General features: G+C 37.6%; 12 protein-coding genes. 7 read left to right on the forward strand and 5 right to left on the reverse strand.

Annotation, left to right across the window (positions count from 1 at the left end; translation table 11 throughout):
- Positions 1-69 precede the first annotated feature (69 nt).
- The 3 genes from B154_RS0124790 to B154_RS0124800 all read right to left on the reverse strand — a co-directional run bounded on the left by B154_RS0124790 (position 70) and on the right by B154_RS0124800 (position 8,325).
- Positions 70-3,414, reverse strand: a complete 3,345-nt coding sequence (locus B154_RS0124790) for a VCBS repeat-containing protein (RefSeq protein WP_051084347.1) — start codon at positions 3,412-3,414, stop codon at positions 70-72.
- Positions 3,415-3,630: 216 nt separating this feature from the next.
- On the reverse strand, positions 3,631-6,879 hold the full coding sequence (locus B154_RS0124795; RefSeq protein WP_018617059.1) for a VCBS repeat-containing protein: 3,249 nt from the start codon (positions 6,877-6,879) through the stop codon (positions 3,631-3,633).
- A 495-nt stretch (positions 6,880-7,374) separates the two neighbouring features.
- A complete protein-coding gene (locus B154_RS0124800) occupies positions 7,375-8,325 on the reverse strand; it encodes a carbohydrate kinase family protein (protein ID WP_018617060.1) in 951 nt (316 codons plus the stop codon).
- A 202-nt stretch (positions 8,326-8,527) separates the two neighbouring features.
- Between B154_RS0124800 and B154_RS0124805 the strand changes: the two genes are divergently transcribed.
- The gene (locus tag B154_RS0124805) at positions 8,528-9,478 is read left to right on the forward strand and encodes a GyrI-like domain-containing protein (RefSeq protein WP_026260425.1); all 951 of its coding nucleotides are present in this window, start codon (positions 8,528-8,530) and stop codon (positions 9,476-9,478) included.
- 250 nt (positions 9,479-9,728) lie between these two features.
- On the opposite strand, the gene B154_RS0124810 is transcribed toward B154_RS0124805, so the two are convergent.
- A complete protein-coding gene (locus B154_RS0124810; RefSeq protein ID WP_018617062.1) occupies positions 9,729-11,381 on the reverse strand; it encodes a RagB/SusD family nutrient uptake outer membrane protein in 1,653 nt (550 codons plus the stop codon).
- 23 nt (positions 11,382-11,404) lie between these two features.
- Entirely contained in the window at positions 11,405-14,383 is a 2,979-nt protein-coding gene (locus B154_RS0124815; RefSeq protein ID WP_018617063.1) for a SusC/RagA family TonB-linked outer membrane protein, read from the reverse strand.
- Between the two features lie 408 nt (positions 14,384-14,791).
- On the opposite strand from B154_RS0124815, the gene B154_RS31080 reads away from it, so the two are divergent.
- The 6 genes from B154_RS31080 (at position 14,792) to B154_RS0124845 (ending at position 24,950) form a co-directional block, all read left to right on the forward strand.
- Positions 14,792-17,059, forward strand: a complete 2,268-nt coding sequence (locus B154_RS31080; RefSeq protein WP_018617064.1) for a PAS domain S-box protein — start codon at positions 14,792-14,794, stop codon at positions 17,057-17,059.
- Positions 17,056-17,490 (forward strand): response regulator, encoded by a 435-nt coding sequence (locus B154_RS0124825; protein ID WP_018617065.1) that lies wholly within the window; start codon positions 17,056-17,058, stop codon positions 17,488-17,490. The genes B154_RS31080 and B154_RS0124825 overlap by 4 nt, the downstream gene beginning before the upstream one ends.
- Positions 17,491-17,492: 2 nt before the next feature.
- Positions 17,493-19,331, forward strand: coding sequence for a PAS domain S-box protein (locus B154_RS31085; RefSeq protein WP_018617066.1), 1,839 nt, complete (start codon positions 17,493-17,495; stop codon positions 19,329-19,331).
- Between the two features lie 5 nt (positions 19,332-19,336).
- On the forward strand, positions 19,337-19,762 hold the full coding sequence (locus B154_RS0124835) for a response regulator (RefSeq protein WP_018617067.1): 426 nt from the start codon (positions 19,337-19,339) through the stop codon (positions 19,760-19,762).
- A 102-nt stretch (positions 19,763-19,864) separates the two neighbouring features.
- Complete coding sequence (locus tag B154_RS0124840; RefSeq protein ID WP_018617068.1) at positions 19,865-21,535, forward strand: DNA polymerase/3'-5' exonuclease PolX; 1,671 nt, start codon at positions 19,865-19,867, stop codon at positions 21,533-21,535.
- A 265-nt stretch (positions 21,536-21,800) separates the two neighbouring features.
- Positions 21,801-24,950, forward strand: coding sequence for a choice-of-anchor tandem repeat GloVer-containing protein (locus tag B154_RS0124845; RefSeq protein WP_018617069.1), 3,150 nt, complete (start codon positions 21,801-21,803; stop codon positions 24,948-24,950).
- Positions 24,951-24,962: the final 12 nt, after the last annotated feature.

Below are 24,962 nucleotides of genomic sequence, written 5' to 3' on the forward strand. Positions count from 1 at the left end.
TTTTAATTTAATTCTCAATTTAATTAATCTGATCTAGAAAAGGTGTAAGGAAATAAGTTTCTACAATTATTAATTTTTTCTTTCAAATTGAATAACCTTAGTACTATCGTTATTTCTGGCAATTACAAATGCCTCCCTTTTTGCAATTGTTATCTTTTTTATATGACGCGATTGTCCCTTTATATTTAATCCATTTAAACTTTCACAAGAAAAGTTATCGTTGCCATGATTAATGAGCAGCGAACCATAGTCTGCATCATATCTTCCCATTTCTACGTTATTTTCATAATAATTTCCGACCAAAAAAATGTCTGGAAGCTTGTCGCCGTTTGCATCCACCACAACTGCATCTTTGTAAGGCGCTAATTGAGCCTGCCAGGGCAATGCTTTCATATCAAAATCAAGCTTACCATTGTTTATAAGAATGGCATTAGAGAAATAATCGGCAGTGTATACTTTAGCTTCGCTCAACTTCGATTCTGAAAAAATATCCTGCAAAGAAGCTTTTGCAAAATCACTCGCGTACAAAAACTTTTTCTTAAGAAATGGCATCTGCTTTTCAAGCTCCCCTTTATTTGCAAAAGGAATTTCTTTTCCATTAAGGTGATATGTTAGTACCTGTTCTTTTGTACCATTATCATCAAAATCGTTGTAATATAATTTAATCGGTTCCTTTTCTGAAGCTTTTAACCTGCTGTTCAATCCAAGATTGCCGGCTATCAGGTCTATGTCTCCATCGCCATCAATATCGCAAGGCATCACAAAATTCCACCAACCTTTTTTGTCTGTTAATACCTTTTTAGTAAAAGTTCCGTTGTTATTCATAAAAGCCACAATACCATCCCATTCCTGTGAAAGTATCAGATCTTTATCGCCGTCTTTGTCAATATCGAACCAAACACCTTGTGTTACAAAACCTGTGTAAGCGAGATCTTTTGCATAGAGAGAAGTAACATCTTTAAACCTGCCTGTTTTGTCATTTTGCAGAAGATAGGATCGAGGGATTTCTCCATACTTCCAGGAGACGGCCCGACCACCTATAAACAAATCCATAAAGCCATCGCCATTAAAGTCGCAAGGCAATACACAAGATGCAGTAATATATAAATGATCAAATGCGTTTGGAGCAAGAGTAAGATTAGCCTTACCATCATTCATGTAAACACGCGGCATTAAATATTTATCCTCACCGTAATATTCATTGCCTCCACTTGCCACTACCAGGTCGACATTACCATCATTATTTACGTCAGTCCAGCAAGCGTCTACATCTTCCCATGTACTGTCATTATCTAACACAGGCGTTTCACATTTTGTGAATTTGCCCTTATTATCCTGAAGAAAAACTGCACTTTTATATAATTTTGAAGATCCTATAAACATATCTTCAAGTCCATCATGATTAATATCTGCTACCGCCAGAGCTGGTCCTTCAGCAGACATCATGTGAGGAATTAAAGGCTCCCTGTCAAATTCTGTAAAAGAATTTTCTACATGCTGATACTTAATATCGATATCGGCAGTTATGTCTTTTACCGGAAAACTCTGAGGTTTATAGTAACCGGTTATTTTTTTATAATCAAAAAGCGGTAAGTCTTTTTGATAACTAATTGTAACAGGAGTTGTATCTTTTGACAGCGTAACGGATTGATAAGTATTGTCGGGCCAAATAAGAAATATTGAATCTATTTTAGTTTTATCGAGCCCGATCTGTAAGGGCACTTCCATACTCGACTGAAAACCGTGAACAGGAAATTTCTCGTACGTTCTAATCCCATTATTTGCAAACACCACAACTTTAGCACCTACTGCATGGGTGTTTTTAGCAGATCCATTTAATTTTATTTCCAGAGAGCTTTTATGCTTTATATTATTGTATTTATTTTCATACAATAAAGCAGGCTCGTCGATATTATTAACTACCACATCCAAATCTCCGTCGTTATCAAAATCTGCACACACCGCACCATTTGAATATGTAGGCTTGTCATTGCCGATTTGAGTCGACAAGTCCTGGAACATCAGCTCTCCATTATTCTTAAAAAATTTATTGGGTAATTTTATTTTAGGAAACTTATCAATCAGAGTAGCGTCGTTTGGATCAATTTTATTATCGGCTAATTTTTGCTGAATTTCCTGGTCTGAGATAAAATTGATATAATCAATGTCATTCATTCTTTTTGGGATTCCGTTTGAAATAAACAAGTCTTTTAAACCGTCATTATCAAAATCCATCCACAAAGGCGACCACGACCAGTCTGTAGCTGCAACCCCCGAATACAAGCCGGTCTCACTGAACATCCCATTTCTACGGTTAAACTGCAAGTTATTTCGCGTATACTGGTAATTATAGCCCTCACGTATTTTAGTATTAAAAATATCATATTCATTCTCCCCCAGCGATCTTTTAAGTATGTATGGATCAGCCGGCAGCATATCTACTGATATAATTTCAGGGTAGCCATCATTCGTCGCATCTGCTGCATCTACTCCCATCGTAAACTTACTTGTATGCATCACCTGGTCATTAATATCCTCCTTAAAAGTCCCATCCTTTTGGTTAATGTACAGGTAATCATTTTCATGAAAGTCATTACCTATATATAAGTCCGGGTATCCATCAAGATTTATATCCGCTACTACTACACCCAATCCATAACTGATAGCAGAGCTGTTTATTTTAGTTTCACGGGTGACATCTGTAAAATGCTTTCCATCATTCCGATACATGCGATCGCCAGATAACTCACTGTATGTTCCGATAAAATCTCTTCTTGGTCTGAATGAGCCATCCTGGTGTACAGAATGGTTTAATAAAAACATATCGAGGTCACCATCCATATCATAATCAAGAAAAGCGGCCTGGGTGCTAAAGCCTGAAAAGTCAAGACCAAATTCATGTGCCTTTTCTGCATAATAAGGCACTCCATTTTTATCAATGCCCTGGCATATCAAAAGCTGGTTGCGACTTTTCAGTATTTCATAATTACCAACACGGCAAATATAAATATCCAATAATCCATCGTTGTTAATGTCAACTACAGAAACGCCGGTGTTCCACCCCTTATCTTTCGGTATTTTTGCCTCTGCAGATACATCTTTAAACTGCAGTTTTCCTATATTGAGGTATAAGGTATTGCTGCCCTGGTTAGATGAAAAAAACAAGTCAATTTTTCCATCATTATTAAAGTCTCCGGCACCTACACCTGCGCCGTTATAAAAATACATGTACTTAAATAAGTTGAAGGAATCGGTTGAAGTCAGATGATTGGTAAAGTTTAAACCTGTTGCTTTATTGTCCAATACTTCAAACAAAGCCGGATCTTCTTTATGCGCATGTGAAGCACATGAATTTAAAATAAATAAAGAAACTATTAAAATTAAAAATCTCACTTTCGGTTCACAATACATCATAAACGCCTGTAATTAAATAGCTGCTTTTTTGTAATTATCACTTTTTTATTTGTATACCGGCAGTTGTTTTTCAAATCATCATTGTTGTGTCACTCACTTGTACATTTCTTTTTTCATGGCAGCTCTTTGCTTCCTTTAATAATTTGCAAAGGATTCTAACTGGACTTTTTTATAACAGTTTAACCTTAATAATATAAGCAGTTGTAATGCAATGATTTAATTGTTTATCCTGTACATCATTGGGTAATCATTATTTCTTAAAAAAAGCAAATAATTTCTACTTTTCTCTTTTAATTCTTTTATATCTCTCACTTCACCCTCTACTTTTAAGCCAGACCGCTTTTCGCCCATCCATGTAAAACCGCCTCTACCATTATTAATGAAAACATCACCAAAACTTGCATCCAGCCTTTCTAATTGAGGAAGAAAACCCGAATTGTTACCCCCGGTGATCAAATCAACATAACCATCCCCGTTCACATCCCTGCAATATATAGCATTTACCGAGGAAAGCTGGGCTCGAAAAGGTAATTTCTGAACTGTGAAATTTCCATTGCCATTATTTATTGCGACACATGAACTTGTATAATTAAAGGTTTTAACAACTGCCTTGCTTAAAACTTTGGATGGAAACAATTGCTGTATCGATTTTTGTGCATAATCCTGGTTTTTAAGATTTTCCTTTTTTATTCCAGGCACTTGTTCCTGCAAATCATTTTTTAAGAAAACGGGCTTATCGTTTCCCTCCACCGTTCGTGTAAGTATTTTATCGGCATCTCCGTTACCGTCCACGTCTGCAATCCACAATTTTACCGGATTTTTTTCGTCAGGATGCAGGTAAAAATTTTCTCCGATATTTCCCAAAATTAAATCTGCTTTACCATCTCGGTTTATGTCGGCAGCAGCTACTGATTGCCACCAACCAAACATTCCAGATAGATTCGTCTTAACCTCTATAAAATGATCTCCATTGTACGAAAATATTTTTGGAGCCATCCATTCACCGGTAATTACCAGTTCTTTATCACTGTTGCCTACAACATCTACCCAAAGCGCACCTGTCACCATACCTATCGAAGTAATATCAGGGTTTTTTGTTTCAGCCATATCTTTAAAATGGCCGTTGCCGTCATTTACATAAATATAACTGGTTGGACTTACGCCATAGTCTCGTGGAGAGCTTCTGCCACCAACGAATAAATCAAGGTCACCGTCATGATCAAAATCATTTGCTGCTGCCACTGCTGTATTCATGCCATTGGTCGGAAATGCAGAAGCATCTAAGGAGAAATTTCCTTTTCCATCATTTTTGAATAACCTGTTTTCCATTTGCCTTGAGTGAGGAGGATTATTATTTCCGCCGGGGCCTATAAACAGATCAAGATCGCCATCTTTATCTGCATCGAAGAAAAGAACTGCCTCATCTTCAAAGTCTGAAAATTGCTGAAAGATTTTTTCATCTCTTTTTTCAAAACCTGAATTATTTTGAATATACAATTGTCCGGCATGTCCTTTTGTTCCGCCAATAAATACGTCCGTTAATCTGTCGTTATTCACATCTCCTGTAGCTGCCTTCGGACCTTCTCTTGACAGCATTTCAGGAATATTTCTTTCATAATAAAAATCTACATAATCATCTTCCTGGTGTTTTTCGAAAGTATTTTTTACTGAGTCAAACAATGTTGACGTCACAGTCATAACAGACGATAACCCAGTGTCAGGCAGTGCAACGCCCGAAGCGTTTTTATGAATATCATACACGGAATCAACCGATGGGTGTATGAAACGAGTGCGGGTAAGATCGGGCCAGGTAATAACCATTGAATCAACTTCTTTCAATTGACCCAAACCTATTACCTGCTTATAATCCACAGAAGACTGAAAACCCCGGCTGGGAAACATTTCCCGGCAAAAAAGCTCACCGCCTTTGTATATTTTTATTTTACTGCCAATGGCAAATTTATTGTTCGCATCACCCTTTAGCTGCACCGCTATATAATGGTTTTTGTTCTGCTCTCGGGCATTGTTTTTATACACAAACGCCGGTTGATTTTCGTTGTTGATAATAAGATCGAGATCGCCATCATTGTCAAGGTCTGCGTAGGCAGCCCCATTTGAAAAAGAGGGTTGTGTAAAACCCCATTCTTTTCCTTCATCTGAAAATTTTAGATTGCCGTTGTTTCTAAACGCTTTGTTTAGCATAGGGGTAACCGGAATATGTTTCAAGACTTCATCCACATTGTCTTTTTTACCTGTCAGCACCATTTTTTGAATGACATCATTGGCAAAAAAATTCATAAAATCAAGATCAGTTACATCTTTGTTTACACCATTACAAACATAAATGTCATTTAAACCGTCATTATCAGCATCAAAAATAAGAGCGCCCCAACTCCAGTCAGTTGCATCTACCCCGCTGTAATTGGCAATCTCAGAAAATGTACCATTGCCATTATTTAACTGCAGGCAATTTTTCATAAACTGGTGATAAAAACCCAACTGCAGCTTTTTATTATAAACATCAATATTGTCAAAAGCGCCTAGTGTTTTTAAACGATAATCATCCCCGGGCAACATATCGGTAGTAAATATTTCAGGCGAACCATCATTATTTATATCTGCCACATCTGCCCCCATAGAAGAAAAACTGGTATGCTTTATACATTCCTCAAATTGGTCTTTAAAGGTGCCGTCTTTTTGATTCAGGTATAAATAATCGCGCTCGTAAGAGTCGTTTGAAACATAAACATCAGGATAGCCATCGTTATTTACATCACCTACAGAAACGCCGAGACCAAAGCTCATGAGCGTGCCATGAATACCTGCTTCTTTTGTTACTTCCTTATAATGCCCGTTATCATTGCGGTATAAATGATCGCCTCCATCCTTTACAAAATCTGCAACGGGCCAATCTTTTGCAGGCAGATCGCGCCTATTGGCAAACCCCAATGTATTGATGGGCATTGGGCTATTTGCGATAATAAAACAATCGAGATCACCATCAAGATCATAATCGAAGAACGAAGCCTGCGTAGAATATGATGAAATATCTAAACCATATTTTTTTGCAGATTCAGTGAAGGTGACCGATCCTTTTGACGCTGGCTGTCCATTATTTATATATAATTTGTTTCTCCTGTTTCCACTTGTCATATGGCCCGAATTACAAACATAAATATCTAACAGACCATCATTATTTATATCTGCCATAACCACCCCAGTACTCCACATGCTGTCTTGCCTAAACCCCGCCTTCTCTGTAATATCTTCAAACTTAAAGTTTCCTTTATTAATATATAACTTGTTTTCTCCCATATTTGAGGTGAGAAAAACATCAGAAAGGCCATCGTTATTAATATCACCTATGGCTACGCCGCCTCCATTATAATAATTGCGAAAAACAAAGGTGTTTTCTATTTTTCCATCAATAACGTCGTTTCTGAAGTTAATGCCAGTATCTTTCATCAACTCATATAAGGGCTGTTCAGATTTTTTACAAGAGAGATTAAAAAAAATACAACAGATAAAAAAATAGATTTTAAGCTTCCACATATTAATTTAAATGCATTGTTTATTTCACTTTCACCACTATGTCATGCCGTGGCAGTCGGATCCTTTGAAACTTGGTGAATAAATTTGACACACAACTGCTTCCTTCCACCGGCTTGTTATGAGCTGAAGTGTTTTGAGCATTGTCAGTTTTAATGAAAACAAAGGAGATTAATAATAACATTTTTTTGAAAAGCGTTCCTTTTATAAATTTTCATCGCTCGGTTATTAGTATTATAAGATTGATAGGTAATGCCGATCGCTGCTTATCACAAATTGCATTTACACAAAAATGAATATGAAAGTTGAACGAAATGTACCATTATAACGAACACTCCAAGGTATCTTTATCGGTCTGTCGTAAACTTAGTACTAAAGAAAAAATTGTAATTGTGGCTAGTCCCTGTTTCTCTACTTGAAAATATCGCTGCTAAGATGTTTGAAAGCTTCCATAGCGCCCATGTATTCACACGTCCGTGCTCCTGCTTTGTTAGAATTGTATATAATTTCTTTCCAATCTTCTACAGACAAAGAGAGAATTGCTTTTAAATTTTTATCACTTAACTGATACAATACAGCTCCTACAAAAGCGTCACCCGCGCCTGTTGTATCTACCGGTTTTACAGGTATGCTTGTTATGATTTGTGTAGTATTGTTTATGCCCAGCATTGTACCGTCTTTTCCAAGAGTAATGGCAAAGATGGCTTTTGTTTTTTGCATTAAGGTATGGGCTGCCTCTTCTATGGTAACATTACCCGTTATCATCAACGCCTCTTCGTCACTTAATTTAAAAAAGTGACAGCTTTTTATAAAGTTCCATGACTGGTCAATAAAATGTTGTGTATTGTTTTTAAATAACAAATGCCGGTAGTTCGGATCGAAACTAATAAAGACCTCCTGCAACAAACATTTTTGCAATAGTCCTTGGTATGCGGACTGCAAAGGGCCGGGTAAAAAAGCCGTTGCTGAGCCAAAATGTGCAATAGAGAATAAATTCAAATCTATACCGTCTATCTCCTGCCTGTCTAATTCTCCATCCGCACCCCTGTTGAAATAAAAATCCCGTTCACCATTTTCCATTAGGGAGACAAAAGCCAGGGTAGTAAAGTAACGCTCGTCTTTCAGCATGCAAAGAGTACCTACGCCAAAAGATTGCATCACATTTATGAGATAATTACCGAAGGGATCTGCACCTACTTTTGCTGCCAGTTCTACCTTGCCACCTAATGCGGCGATAGCGGCAGCCACATTTGCAGGCGCACCTCCTGCTTTTTTTAAAAAAGACTGTCCTTCAGTTAATGATTTGCCAATATCAGTACAAATCATATCAATTAAGGCTTCACCGACACAAAGTATTTTCATAATTTCGGTTGTTATTAAAGGTAATGAGAGGCTAACTCAAAAGTAATGTCTCATCTTTTATTTAACGGATTTTATTCTAAAAGAAACTTTTAAGCTAAAGAAATTTTCTTAGAACTACGATTTTTTTATCGTTATTTAAATTTTACAGTAATCTTTTTAAGAATAGAAGGTTAGTGTTGTGATAGCATTTAACTTATGAGCTATGAAAAAAAGGTTAATTAGTTTATTTTTATTGGTGGTGTTAACGTTAATATCAATTTATTTATTTATTCCGACTCGACTTGAAATATCAACTGTAACTGTAATGAAGGCAAACACAAATGCATTATTCAGGTATCTGTCTGACGAGAACAAATGGGAAAAATGGTGGCCTGTTGACCGCGAAGAAGAGTCGATAAATGCAAACGCTCCTCCCAGGTTAAATAATTACACTTATCGGGTATCCAAAAAATTATACAATGCTGTAGAAATAGAGACAATACAAAAGAATCAACTTGTACCTGGTAAAATTATAATACTACCCATTACTGAGGACTCTCTTATTGTACAATGGAAAAGTTCTATCACCACGAGCCTTAATCCCTTTACCCGAATCGAGGAATATCGTGATGCGGTAAATGTCAAAAAAAATATGACGGTAATTCTTAACCATTTACAATCTTTTATTGAAGACAACGAAAGAGTATATAAATTTCATATCCGCCATACTACATTAAAAGATACAGCTTTGGTAGCTATTAAGGTGCTTACAACAAGTTATCCTTCAATACCTTTTATATATCAACACATCAAAGAATTACGGACCTACATAAGTTCCCAAAAAGCCAGGGAAGTAGATTATCCGAGACTAAATATTACAAAGAAGGATAGCTCACATTATGAAGTGATGGTTGCAATTCCTACAAATATTCCCTTACCGGGAGAGGGGAATATCTCGTTTAAACGATTGCTGATATATAAAGATAAAACCCTTACAGCCGATGTAACAGGAGGTCCGGAAAATATAAAAAAGGCATTCGATGAATTGAGCACCTATATGAGTGATTATAACCTTTCTAGCCCGGTTATTCCCTGGGAAACACTAATAACAGACAGGTCAAAAGAAACGGATAGTACGAAGTGGATTACAAAAATTTTCATTCTTATCGCATAATACAATATTGGGCCTTACTCAATTTCTTACTATCTGCTTACTAGTAAAAAACTATTGCTATTCCAAATTTGTTACCTAGATCAATATCTAATACAATTTTTATATTCTAAATAAGTTGAGAAAACAGACATGTAGAAATAAGAGTAAATTTTAAACAAGTAAATTAAACTATCAAACAGAGTGGCTGTTTTATTAATAAAAAAGACCAGCGAACTGGTCTTTTTTATCTTATAATTCAAGATGCTTGAAATTAATATCCTGCATTTTGTTTTAAATTAGGATTAGCCGCTAAAGCCGAAGAAGGTATTGGGAAAACCAGATTACGGGCATCACTTGCTGGTTTATAAGCCCATGCTTTAGTAAATACTCCGAAACGAATTAAATCTGTTCTTCTTACCCCTTCCCAATATAGCTCGCGTCCTCTTTCTGCCAATAAGGTATTAGGGTCATAAACATTAGCTGTATTAACGAGTGGCATAGCTGTTAACGGAGTGGCGGAGCGCGCAACCCTAAGTGCATTAACCAGAGCCAGGGCGCCAGCGTTATCAGGTGCAGAAGCCCGCATCTTTGCTTCAGCAACCATTAACACCACATCAGGATATCTAAATAGCATCAACCAGTTTCCTGCTTTATTATCCCCATAATTTGCTCCATTGTTAGAATAATCAGGTGGATATTTGACAGCCCGAATACCTGTAATTTCCAGGTTATTCCCTGTTTCCTTCAAGTCTGCGGCAACAGTTGGAGTGTAACTTAAAGGATTGCCTTTCCTGTCTTTTAAAGGCTCAGTCAAACCTGCATCTAAATATTGTTGTCCCAATAAAAGGCCGGGCCTGAGGCCGGATATATCTGTCGCGCCTTTATAAAATCTACCGCCTATCCTTTGATCTAATGAACTGTCTGCAAGCGTTTGCTTGGCAGTAGAAGAAACGGCAAATGAATTGTAAAATTCTGCTACAGTTGCAAAACCATTCCAGCCGCCTATTTTTCCCGGAAGACCTTGATTGTAGTGTAATGTTGGCCACCACCTGTTATGAATACCTGAATTATTAACCGAAACGCCCGAGAAGTTCCTATAAGTAAAGATGCCTTCTTTAGATTTTAGTCCGTTATCGGCACTGAAATTATCAAAATAATTAGGAGTGTACGTGTATTTTCCGCTGTTAATAATTTCATTTCCTAAAGAAATTACTTTCTGCATATCTGCATTATCAAAAGTGGGAGCTGCGCGGTTATTAAAAGCACCCCTGTTTAAATAGCATTTCATCAGCAACGTTTTCGCTGCATCCGGATTTGCCTGATAGCTTGCGTTGGAAGCACTTAGCTTAGGTAATATTTCGGTTAATTCGCTGATTATAAAACTAACTGCGGAGTCTCCCGTATAAACTTTTGGCGCATTAAGGAGGTTTTCGTTAGGTTGACGAATAGGAAACTGGCCATACAAATCCAACAGTTGATAAAGAGCTAATGCTCTTATAAATCTTGCTTCTGCAGCCTGCTCCTCTGTTGGCGTAAAGCTTAATACGTTTGTCGCATCAAAACTCATTTTATTAAGAGCATTAAATTGTTCTATAATAGTATTAACACCATCTACAGCCCAGTTGTGTTGGTGTAACGCCCTGAATTTTCCATTATCATCCCAATCGCCTCCACGGGTGGGAACAAGAGATTCGTCAGCCGTTACCTCTTCCAAGGTCGAGATAGCACCCAAGTCAGAAAAAGGAACTCCAATATCTGTATATGCCGTTTGTAATAACAATGAAGTGCCATTAGTACCTAATGCATTCCTTGCCTGCTCGTTAGTAAGTGCGCTATTTAGCTTCTGATCTAGTTTTGTACAACTGAAAGTAGTAACGGTGAGCAAGAAAATAAGTAAGGCAGAGATATATTTATATGTATTCATAAAGCAAATTTTATTTTAATTTTTTACAAGCCGAGATTAAAGCCAAAAGATATTGTCCTTGGAGTAGGATAAGGCAGATATTCCATATTCCTGGAAGGATAAGCGTTACTACTCTTATCAACATTTACTTCAGGGTCAAACCCGGTAAACTTTGTTATTACAAACAAATTAGTACCGCTAACAAAAGCATTTAAATTCTTAATGTAACGACCGACATCTCCAACTGCATAGGTTAAAGAAACATTTCGCATTTTAAAGAAATTCCCACTTTCAAGATATCTTGTTGATGCGGCAACCCCCGATTTAACACTTTCGGCACTACTTACATTAGCCGCCGCAATATTCTGCCCTTTCGCAATCTGGCTTATGTTAGTAATCGTATTAAAAGTATTGTTGTATATTAAGTATTTGAAGGCGCCGCTGCCGTTGATGGTTAATGAAAGTTTATTGTATCGAAGCGTATTGCTAAAACCAACTATATAGCGAGGGTTTGGGTCTCCTGCATACACGGGATTATCGTCAATAATCTGCTGACCACTCTGATCAAAACCATTAAACTTCTTCAGGTAATATTCGTTCACCGGATAATTATTTGCAATGATTTGGGCTAATGCACCTGAAACACCATTACCGTCAACTCGTCCGGTTGCAATAGGAGCCTGGGCAAAATTCTTCAACAAATTCTTATTGTAAGCTATATTAAAGCCGGCATCCCATCCAAATTTCTTATGCGAAACAATCGCTGCACCAATCGAAAATTCCACACCCTGGTTAACAAGGTTAGCAGGCAAATTGATAAAGAAAATAGAAGCCGGAGCTGGCTGAATGGCTGTACTTTGAAAAAGAAGATCGGTTGTATTTTTATAATAATAGTCAATAGAACCTGTTATCCTATTTTTTAATAAGCCGTAATCTAAGCCAATATTATAAGAAGTGGTCTTTTCCCATTTTAAATCAGGATTAGCAACATTGCTTTGTCCAATGCTGTTATAACCTCCCGAAGTAAATTGTTCAAGTGAAGCTCCTGCCGGAAACTCCTGGTTACCTGTGATACCCCAGGAACCGCGCAGTCCCAAATTACTTATTGTCGTATTACCCTTCAAAAATCCTTCATTGCTTATCAGCCATTTTGCACCTACGGAAGGAAAGTAACCGTATTTGTTGTTTTTACCAAATTTATTAGAACCATCAGCCCTCATTGTAACTGTTAATATATACGTACTTAATAAGCTTAAATTAACCCTTCCGAAATACGACTGAATTTCAGTAGTAGGATCTACTGTCGTTCTTAAAGGATTTTGGGTCCTCGCGTTTTGCAAAAAATCAGTATAAAGTATAGGAATCCTGTTTGCCTGATCTAGGTTTGTATTAAATCCGGTTGCAGATACAATCGAATTTGAGTAAGCGGTCTTCCAATATTCATAGCCTGCCACAGCATTTAACGTTAAATTGCTGGTCAGGTCCGCATTATAATTTAAAGTGTGGGTGAATGTTTGAGAAGTTAAAGTTGCGTGGGATATAGCTCCTATTCCTGTACCTGAAATGTCCTGGATCGATTCTAGCCATCCTCCTATGTTTGAGTTTCTTACGCCGGCGCCATGGTTAATTGCATATAAAAATTTGTACTCAAGAGCTTTTGTTATTTTAACTCCTGCAGAAATATTTGCTAAAAAAACGTTTACATCCGCCACATCATCCACACCATCGATTACAGCAACAGGGTTAGGAATTGAATTAGCGGTCAAATTGTACATCCCATTACTGGCATAAAACGGCGCAGTAGGATTCCAGTTTAGGGTATAGCTCATTAAATTACCCGCAGCACCAGCAGTATTGCTTATAAGACCCATATGCTCTGTGGTATGTCCGGCTATCACACCAAAATCAATGGACAAGCGTTTATCAATAAATTTATAGCCACCTGAGAAATTACCCAGGTATTTGTCTAAAGAGGTCTTTTTAATAAAGCCAGGTGTTCTGGAACCTAAAAATGAGGCACGGAACTTTCCGGTTTCATTTCCACCACTTACTGCAAGATTATAATTTTGTGTCAATGTGTTTTGTGTAATTGCTTTCAACGCATCTACAGATCCGCCGTGATCATATGAGGTAGAAAACGTATCTAAAGTATATTTATGGAGCGCAGATCTATACTCATCTGCATTAAGAAGTTTGTACTTTTTCATATATCCGGCAAACACTCCGACGCTCGCACCAAATTCCAGCTTTGTTCCAGATGACGTACCTCTTTTTGTAGTGATAACAATAATACCATTAGCACCTCTCGAACCATAAATTGCAGTTGAAGACGCATCTTTAAGTACATCGATTTGGGCAATATCAGCGGGATTAATATAGAGCAAAGGATTTGACTCTGGTGTAGGACCAAAACCTCCTGAACCAAAATCGAGGCTGGGTCGGGCGGTTCTTCCGTCCAAAGGCACGCCATCTATAACATATAAAGGATTATTATTAGCTCTTATGGAATTATTACCCCTTATTTTAACGGTAGTAGCAGCACCTGGCTGGCCACTATTTGTAGTAATATCCAAGCCGGGAACCTTGCCTTGTAGCAATTGATCAGGCGATGCAATAACGCCCTGGTTGAAATCCTTTGCTTTTACAGAAGTCAACGCCCCCGTTGCATCTTTTTTACGAACCGATCCATAACCGATAACAACCACTTCATTAAGATTTTGAGAAGAAGCAGCCATAGCAACAGTTACATTGTTAGAAGCAGGAATGTCAACGGTTTGATCTGTATACCCAACATACGTGACTTTTAGCTGGGTAGCTCCTTCCGGCACGTTAATAGTGAAAGCGCCATCGGCTTTTGTTTTTACACTTACTGGTTTTCCTACAACAGACACCGTTGCATCTACAAGAGGAGCGTTGTCTTTATTATCTGCTACCTTTCCGGTTACTGTTCTTGCCTGGCTAAACAATAATGAGGGGATAGATAATAGCGTAATAAAACACAAAAAGAGCAGAACTTTTTTCATAAACAGCAGTTATTAAAATTGTTTAATAAATATATACAGATAGATCTACATTTTGTTGCATTAACAATTAGTTTTTTTAAGCTTTCTTTTCAAGAAAAGCCACTTTATAAATTGTCGTCAGCAGACGCCTATATATATCAATCATTAATAATAGAAACAAAAGTTTATTTCAACTAATATTTCCGATTCATTCAAGACTTATAATTTCCTCATTGTGCTGCTTTTAAATAAAAATATTGAATAAAATATTTTTCCTGTTATTGCCACCTCTGCTTTTTATACAATTATTTGCCTTAAAACCTGTTTTATATCTTTTCACATAGTCGGATAAAATGACTTAGGGAAATTCTGGAGGCACACTTTGCCCTGTAAAGTAATAAACCCCTATCTTCATATTAATCTAATTATATGAAAAACATTTGCACTTCCCAAATACTGCAAAAAGCTGATAACTGCTTTTATATTACATTGGATTCTCGGCTAAATATTGTAAGCTGCAACAAGAAATTTCAAAATATCCTGGATCACAACGGTCAGGAGAAAACCTTTCTAAACATTTTTAGTATAGCTGATCAGGAACGTTGGAAGAACATTTTTGAAAAAGCTGAACAAACAAGTCACAATCTTCATACTGCAATAATTCCTTTACAAACGGGGAAAGATATTTTAGATCTAAATTGGAACGTGTGTGTATTGGATAATGACAAGGAGGTAGTGGAGAGATTTGAAATTTTAGGTGTACCGTCGTTCAGCAAGAAGGAAGAGGAAAACAGGACCATTCGCACTACACTCGGTTTAAGGGAAACCCGATTTAAATCAGTCCTAAGTAAATTAAAAAAAGTATTAAATTCTTCCCTAGATATCATTTGTGTCCTTGATTCGAAAGGGATGTTTACAAGAGTAAGCCAGGCCTGCAAACCCATTTTAGGCTATGAACCGCGAGAACTGGTTGGCAAGAGCTACATAGATTTTGTACATGAGGAAGACATACCTCGCACCATTGAAGCTTATGATAATATTAAAAATGGTTTAATTACTACAAATTTTGAAAATGAGTATCGTAGAAAAGACGGCTCACTTGCCAGATTAATATGGTCATCAAAATGGGAAGAAGAAGACCAGAAATATTATTGTATAGCGCGTGATGCTACGGAAAAAAAAGCCGCAGAGGCAGCGTTAAAAGCATCTGAAGAAAAATACAGGATTCTATTTCAAAACCACCCTTTGCCAATGTGGATATACAATGTAGAAACATATCAGTTGCTAGAGGCAAATGACGCGGCTGCAAACCACTACGGATACACACACGAGGAGCTCTTACATTTAACCGTTAAAGATCTGCTTGACGACGAAGAGGTGGTAAAGTTTGAAAAGTTATATCAGCAAAAAGATTATTACAGGCAAGATCACAAAGGAGTATGGAAGCACAAAAAGAAAAATAAAGAAATATTCCATTCAGAGATAACTTCAAATTTTATAGAATTTCAGGGAACCCGGGCTAAGCTGGTTTTATCAATTGACCGTACACAACAGTTAAAGGCTGAAAGGGAACTTATAAAGATTCATGAAAGATATAAATTTCTAAGCCTTGCTACATTTGACGCTATCTGGGACCTTGATCTGAAAACAAACGAGGTAGAATGGGGCGAAGGAGTAAAGCGCATGTTTCAGATTGAAGATCTTTCAGTAATGAAAAAAATGGATGGATGGCTAAAAAATCTACATCCTGATGACAGGGAAAGGATAGAAAGCAAACTGCAGGATCATCTACTTAGATTAGAATCACATTGGGAAGATGAATACAGGTTTAAGATTGGCGAAAACACTTATAAGTATATTTCCGCAAGAGGCTATACCATATATGATGAGAATAAAACTCCTGTAAGAATGATTGGCGCTATGCAGGATCTCACAGAAAGGAAGATCCATGAAAATATGCTGCAGCAATTGAATCAGAATTTGGAAAAAAGAGCAAGAGAATTATCTGAATCAAATGCCGAATTGGAAAGGTTTGCTTATGTTACCTCACACGACCTGCAAGAACCCTTACGGATGGTCACAAGCTTTTTACAATTGCTTGAGAAAAGATATAAAGACAAATTAGACCAAAAGGCGCATGAATACATTGCCTATGCAGTGGATGGAGCCGAGCGAATGAAACGCCTTATTTTAGATCTTCTTGAATATTCGAGAGTAAACTCGAGCGTTATAGAAAAAGAAGATGTTGATGTAAATGAAATAATTGATGATTTAAGGATAACATATAAAAATCTGCTGCTTGAAACTGATGGCACAATAAATAGTGAAGAACTTCCGTTAATAAAGGGTAATAAAACTCAAATTTTACAATTGTTTCAAAACCTGATTGGAAATGCATTTAAATACAAAAGTGAAAAACCTCCAATAATAGATATCACTTATAAAGAAGATATTAACTACTATAAATTTGCCATCACTGATAACGGAATAGGTATTGATCCTAAGTTTTTTCAGAAAATATTTATTATTTTCCAACGTTTACATAAAAGAGAACAGTATTCGGGAACAGGAATAGGTTTAGCCATATGTAAAAAAATAGTGGAAAAACATGGTGGGAAAATCTGGGTTACTTCAGCCCCCGAACATGGAAGCACCTTTTACTTTACATTACCTAAACCCAAATTAGAGCCAATATGATGAAAAACGCACACATCTTACTCGTAGAAGATAATGAAGGAGATATTGTGCTTACAAAGGAAGCGCTGGCAGAAGCCAATATAAAAAACAAAGTTTCAGTAAGCAGAGATGGAGAAGAAGCGATCAATTATCTTACAAAAGCGTTTGAAAATGTCGAAGAGCTTTTGCCTGACTTAATTTTGCTCGATATCAACCTTCCACGGGTAGATGGTAAGGAGGTGCTTCATTTTATAAAAACTACCCCCGGGTTAAAAAAAATCCCCGTGGTCATGTTGACCACTTCTTCCAATCAGTCTGATATTGCTGATGCCTATAATAACTATGCTAATTGTTTTATATCAAAACCGGTAGATTTTAACAAGTTCTTCGATGTAGTGAGAATGATTGAAGATTTCTGGATTTCCATTGTTAAACTACCGTCTAAAAATTGAAAATGCGACAAACTCTCCTGAAATTATTAGTCATAGAAGACAATCCCGGAGATTTTATACTGGTAAATGAATACCTGGAAGAAAGTTTTCCAAAAGCAACTATTTTTCATGCAGATACTTTACTAAAAGGAATAGAATTTTTAGAAAATGAAAATATAGATGTTATTCTTTTAGACCTTACTTTGCCTGATGGAATGGGTATAGACTCTTTTCTCTCCATTAATTTAAAAGCGCCACAGGTTCCCATTATTATTTTAACCGGCTTAGGTGACACAAAACTTGCACTGGAAAGCTTACAAATAGGAGCACAGGATTATATTGTAAAGGATGATTCATCGCCTGCGGTATTGGCAAAAAGCATTCAATATGGAATTGAAAGAAGTAAGATTTTTGCCCGTCTAAAAAAATCCGAGGAACAATATAAGTTGCTGTTCGATCACAATCCATTGCCAATGTGCGCATATGATAATGCATCACATCAATTTTTAAAGGTAAATGAGGCAGCTGTACGACATTACGGTTATTCAGAAGATGAATTTTTAAAACTGACTATTGATGAGTTGGAACCAGGCAGTGAAGATGTAAACCAACCGATTTCAATAAGTGATTATAACGTCAGCAGAAACGGCCTTTACTCCATCGATCATAAACACAGAAAAAAAAACGGGGAGATTATAGATGTGGAAATGCGTTCGCATGAAATTATAATTGACGGGCAAAATGCCTGCCTTGCAGTTATACATGATGTAACAGAAAGGAACAGGGCTAAAGAACAGCTACGTGAAAGCGAACAAATGTTTAGAACCATTTCAGAGAATTTTCCTAATGGTGAAGTTGCCATTTTAAATAAAAATCTTACCATTTTATATATTGCCGGTAAAGAATTTCACATTCCCGGAACTAATGCATCTTATTTCGAAAATACAGCATATACTTCGCATTTTCATTCTCCGGAAAAAGAAAAAGTTTATGATAAGCTTATGCAGGTTTTTGCCGACAATAACGTTGTATTTGAAGCAGCCTATGACAACCTGAGCTACATGATAAGTGCAGTACCATTGTATGAAACCGATGGAAAGATTAATAAAATTCTTATCGCATCTCAAAACATAACAGAACAAAAAAGAAATGAGATCGAAAAAGAAATGTTTATTGAGAAATTAAAACAAAACAATAGCGACCTGCAGCAGTTTTCGTACATCACTTCTCACAACCTTCGCTCACCGCTGGGTAACCTTTTAGGGATCATTAAATTGCTTGACACTTCTTCGATCTCAGATCCCATGACAAAGATGCTCTTGAAAAATTTTGAAGATTGTACGATACAGTTAAATGAAACGGTTAATGACCTCATTAATATCCTACTCGTTAAAAACAGCAGCGACTCTAAGAAGGAAACACTTGATTTGAGAAAGACATTCGAAAAAGTTGTGCAATCGGTACAAAACACCATCGATCAAAAAAGCATGACTATCATAGCTGATTTTGATGATGCTTATGAAGTAGAATTTAACCGGACGTATCTTGAAAGTATTTTATTAAACCTGATCACAAATGCTGTAAAATACAGCTCACCAAAACGTGATCCACAGGTAAAAATCAGAACAGAAAAAATTGACGGGGGAATAAAGATGTACTTCTCAGATAATGGCCTGGGCATTGACATGCAAAGAAATAAAGATCGTATATTTGGCCTTTATCAGCGTTTTCACAACCATGCCGATAGCAAAGGATTAGGTCTGTATATGGTAAATTCGCAAATACGGGTTATGGGAGGAGGAATAGATGTTGAAAGTGAGGTAGATAAAGGTACTACTTTCATCATCACCTTTAAAAACTGATATCTATGATAAACAAGGTATTCTGCATAGATGATGATCAAATCACTCTTGTGCTTTGTGACATGGTAATTAAAAAATCGGGGTTTGCAAAAGACGTTATCACAGCGCAAAATGGCAAAGAAGGGTTAGCATGGTTTTCTGCTTATTTTTCAAAAACTAACACTGGTCCAAAACCAAATCCACCTGAAGTAATTTTCCTTGATCTTAACATGCCTGTCATGAACGGATGGGATTTTCTCGAAGATTATTTGATGAAGTACGCTGAAAGAATACCCGAAACAAAAGTGGTCATTTTATCTTCAACAGTAAACCCTGAAGATTTTTTAAGAGCAAACAGGTATGATATAGTTATTGATTTTATAAATAAACCTTTAACTGCCGAAGGGCTGGACGAACTTAAAGAGAATGATCAGTTGAACGGCTACTTTTAGGGCTAAACCCTTTTACTCCTTTATATACCAACCCTCAATTATTGAGGGTTTTTGATGTAATCACATTTTTGGTTTTTACCTTCGTTGCGCTAAACTACCTCTATGAATAATTATGCTATCGCTGATAACTTTTCATTACTTTCCAAACTTATAGATATTCATGGAGATGATAGTTTTAAAGCCAAATCATATTCATCGGCGGCATATACTATAGAAAAACTTCCTGTACAACTTTCTACACTTTCAGCAGAAAAAATTTATGCGATTAAAGGTATAGGAGCCACCATTGGCAAAAGAATAATCGAACAAATTGAGTCAGGAAGACTTGCTGGTCTTGATGAGTACATCAACAAAACGCCGGCAGGCATTTTCGATTTGTTAAAGATAAAGGGGTTGGGCCCTAAGAAAATATCTGTGATATGGAAAGAGCTTGGAATAGAAAGTATTGGCGAATTATTATACGCGTGCGAAGAAAACAGGTTATTGCTGTACAAAGGCTTCGGAGCGAAGACACAACAAAACATCGGCGATGCGATACGGTTTTACCTTAACAGCCAGGGCAGTCACCTATACAGGCAGATAGAAGAATATGCTCCTGCATTTACCAAAAGGCTTCAAAAAACTTTCCCATCAAACACATTTTCAATTACAGGTGATTTTATTCGCCATGCAGAAGTGATACATAAACTTGAATGGGTAACAGATATAGATCTACATGTTTTAGAAACATTTTTTAGAGAGCAGGAATATGAGGTAAATATAACAGACACTATACTTTCTGTACGCGGCGCTGACAATGTTAACCTTGAGTTTTATTATTCGCCCGCTGACAGTCTCATTGGTGAATTATTTATTAGAAGCTGCAGTCCAGAATTTTTTACTGCCTTTACAGAAAAGTACGGCTGGAAGCCCGGAGAAAATTATGTAGATGGAGAGCAGATATTCAAGCAAAATTCGCTTCAGTTTATTCCGCCTTTTTTACGTGAATCGCCTTATGTTTTACAACTAGCCGCTGCACATACTTTGCCTGATGTTATTGAGCAAAAAGATATTCGTGGCATAATACATAGCCACAGCAATTGGAGCGACGGCGGCGATACAATTGAAGCAATGGTGCAAGGGGCAATACAGCAAGGTTTTGAATATCTTGTTATCAGTGATCATTCGCAGTCCGCTTTTTATGCAAAAGGCTTATACCCGGACCGAATAAAAGCACAACATGAATTGATAGATGAGCTAAACGAAAAATACAAACCGTTTAAAATATTTAAAAGTATAGAATCAGATATTTTAAATGATGGCAGCCTAGATTACCCCGATAACATTCTCTCTGCATTTGACCTTGTCATTACTTCCGTACATTCTAATTTAAAGATGACTGAGGAGAAAGCTATGACAAGATTACTGAAAGCTATAGCTAATCCGTATACGACGATCCTCGGTCATATGACCGGTAGATTGTTGTTGAGCCGCAATGGCTACCCGGTAAACCACAAAGAGATTATAGATGCATGTGCGAAACATAACGTAGTAATCGAATTAAATGCGCACTCCCGCCGTCTTGATATGGATTGGCGACATATTCCTTATGCAATAGAGAAAGGCGTTCTCATATCTATTGATCCTGATGCACATGCAGTTGATGCATTCGGCGATATAAAATACGGTGTGCTGGCAGCTCAAAAAGGAGGGTTGACTTCACAACAAAATCTAAGCAGTTTTACCTTGCAACAGTTTGAAAGTTTTCTTCAAAAACAAAATGAGAAAAGATAAATTCCAATTTCAAATTTTACCATACCGTCCATAATTGAGGGGCACCAATACGGGCAGATATTTGCAGAAACTATTGCAAATATTAAAAATATTATCTACTTTTCATTGTCTTTACTTCTTCATGGTATTGTGTTCGCCTGTCACTCAATATCCTATTAACACATTTTTGCCAATATACTATCAGACTTACTTCCCGAAGTTCTACAGAATTTACATGCTTCCCTGCTTTTAAAATTTATTTTTTAAACAACTAAAATATGTTTTTATGAGCCCCTCTGTATTTTCATTCCGAACTGCCGTGGGTATGGCAAAGAAAGATTTGATCCAAAAAAAACGATTCGGTCAGTTTCTTAATTGCTTCAAAACCATTTGCATTTACCTGTCCTTCTCGCTTGCAACATCTGCAACTTCTTTCGCCCAAGACATCCTGGTGGGATTAACGTCCGTTGGTGGCCAAAATGGAGCAGGCACAGCTTTCAGTATAAAAACCACGGGCAGCAATTTTCTACTTCACCGGAATTTCTTAAATGCAGGATATTCTCCACATGGCGACCTTGTGAAAGGCGCCGACGGTTATTTTTATGGGATGACCTCTAGTGGTGGAACGAAAGGTTATGGAACTATTTTTAAAATTTCCTCTTCTGGTACGCTAAACATTATTAAGAATTTAGATTATTATACCACTGGCGCTTATCCTTACGGCAGTTTAATACTAAACGCTACAGATGGTAGTTTCTATGGCCTCACCTCAAGTGGTGGTGCCAAGGGTTATGGTGTTGTCTTCAAAATTACGCCCACTGGCACGCTGACCATTATTAAAAGCCTAGATTACTATACCACCGGCGGTTATCCTTCCGGCAGTTTAATAAAAGCTACCGATGGATACTTTTATGGTCTGACACAAAAAGGAGGTACTGGGGGGTATGGCACTGTTTTTAAAGTTACACCAACCGGTACTTTTACAGTGCTTAAGAACCTGGCCACAACTACGGGTATCTATCCTTATGGCAGTTTAGTTCAGGGAAATGACGGTAACTTCTATGGCGTGACTTACCAGGGAGGCACAAATAATTACGGTACTATTTTTAAAATAACTCCAACTGGAACTCTTACTGTTTTGCACAATCTTAATTATACTCTTACAGACGGATCCAATTCAACTGGTAGTTTAATAAAAGGCAATGATGGTAATTTCTATGGTTTGACTTACTATGGGGGAAGTAAATATTATGGCGCGATTTTTAGAATAACCCCGGCAGGAAGTTTTAAAGTTTTCGGTAATTTAGATTATTATACCACCGGAGGTTACCCCAGAGGCAATCTCCTACAGGGAGCTGATGGTAATTTTTATGGCTTGACTTCGGCGGGAGGCACTAACGGAAATGGTACTATTTTTAAGGTTACACCCACCGGTTCCATAACTGTTTTACGTCATCTAAAAAATACCACTGATGGCAGTAACCCTTATGGAAGCTTGTATAAGAGTAGCGATGGTTACTTCTACGGTTTGACTTACCAGGGTGGCACCAGTTATTATAACGGCGGCACTGTTTTTAAAATCTCATCTACAGGTAGCGGCTTTGCCGTATTGGCGCGCTTCCCGGATGATGCAAAAGGCATATATCCACAGGAAGGCCTTTTACAAGCCAAAGACGGGTATTTTTATGGCACAACGCAGGAGGGTGGCAACTACGGCTACGGCACTATTTTTAAACTTTGTACCAGTGGTTATTTCGCTACTGTTAGGTCGTTAGAATTAACCGTCAATGGAGGGCGACCTAAAGGTAGCCTGGTACAAGGTACCGATGGATACTTTTATGGCACTACCTATCAGGGCGGCTCTAAAGGTTATGGTACTATTTTAAAAATTTCCCCGGCCGGCGCTATTACGGTGCTCAAACACCTGGATTATTACACAACCGGAGGTTACCCTGAGGGCAGTCTTGTACAAGGCAATGATGGTAACTTCTACGGCACAACTGTTCAGGGGGGCGCAAATAATTATGGCGTTATTTTTAAAATCTCACCTACCGGTACATTTACAGTATTACGAAGTTTAAGCCCTAATACTGATGGGTACTATCTATACGGCAGCCTGGTAAAAGGCAACGATGGTAACTTTTATGGTTTGAGTTATGCTGGCGGTCCAGGTGGTTATGGCACTATTTTTAAAATTACTCCAACGGGTACTTTTACAGTTATTAAAAGCTTCAGTTATTCTGTCACGGGCGGTAACCCTTATGGTAACAGCCTTCTAGTTGGGAAAGATGGCAACTTTTATGGCCTGACCACTTATGGTGGCACGTATGGTTATGGAACTGCATTTAGAATAACCCCAACCGGCACATTAACAGTTCTGCATAATTTTTCGAATGCAAAGGAAGGCGGTTATCCAAGAGGTAACTTAGCGCAAGCGTCAGATGGTGCTTTTTATGGCTTTACAAGCCAGGGCGGCACATACAATGGCGGCACTATATTTAAACTTACATCCTCTAAGGCCTTTACTGTTTTACGTCACTTAAATCCAGCGACAGATGGCGGCACTCCGCTCGGAAGCCTGGTGGTTCAGAAGGCAGATCCCAAAGCTGTTGCTCAAAGTATAACAGATGGTGAAGATGCGGCAAAAGCGATCACATTAACAGGTATTGGAGGCATACCACTCACGTATACCATAAGTACCCTACCTAAAAATGGTACACTTACCGGCACAGGGGCTATCCGAACATATACCCCAAAAGCTAATTACGCTGGCAGAGATTCATTTTATTTTACTACTACCTGGGGTTGTCAAACGTCTTCTCCTGCAAAAGTGTATATATCAATAACACAGGTAAATGATGCTCCCGTGCTGAATCATATCGGAAACAAGACTGTAGTGAAAGGTTCTAAACTAACCTTTACTGCCACTGCCACTGATGTAGATGCGGGTCAGACAAAAACCTACTCTTTGGTAAATGCTCCGTCTGGCGCGAGTATAGGCACAGGCTCCGGCGTTTTCTCGTGGACACCTGCCACTGCCGGTAGCTTTACCTTTACCGTAAAAGTTACAGATAATGGTTCACCCAGGCTTTCAGACACAGAAAGCATTACAGTAACCGTTACCAACCCTCCAGCAATAATGGCAGAGAGGCCAATAACTGATACTAAAGTGAATTCAGCAGAAAGAAGGCTAATTGTTACTGCTTCACCAAATCCTTCTCCTGTCTATTTCACCGTCAATTTCAAAAGTAACAATAACGAGCCTGTGAGCCTTAAAATAATAGATGCAACGGGAAGAATAGTGGAAGTAAAAAGTAACATCGCAGCTAACGGAAGTACAAGAATAGGAGATAATTATCGCGCGGGTTTTTACTTCATCGAGGCGTTGCAAGGAAATGAACGAGTAATGCTAAAACTGGTTAAATCAAAGCAATAACTCTTGCTTTTT

Origin of the sequence: Segetibacter koreensis DSM 18137, assembly GCF_000374045.1 — a bacterium.
GTDB classification, from domain to species: Bacteria; Bacteroidota; Bacteroidia; order Chitinophagales; family Chitinophagaceae; genus Segetibacter; species Segetibacter koreensis.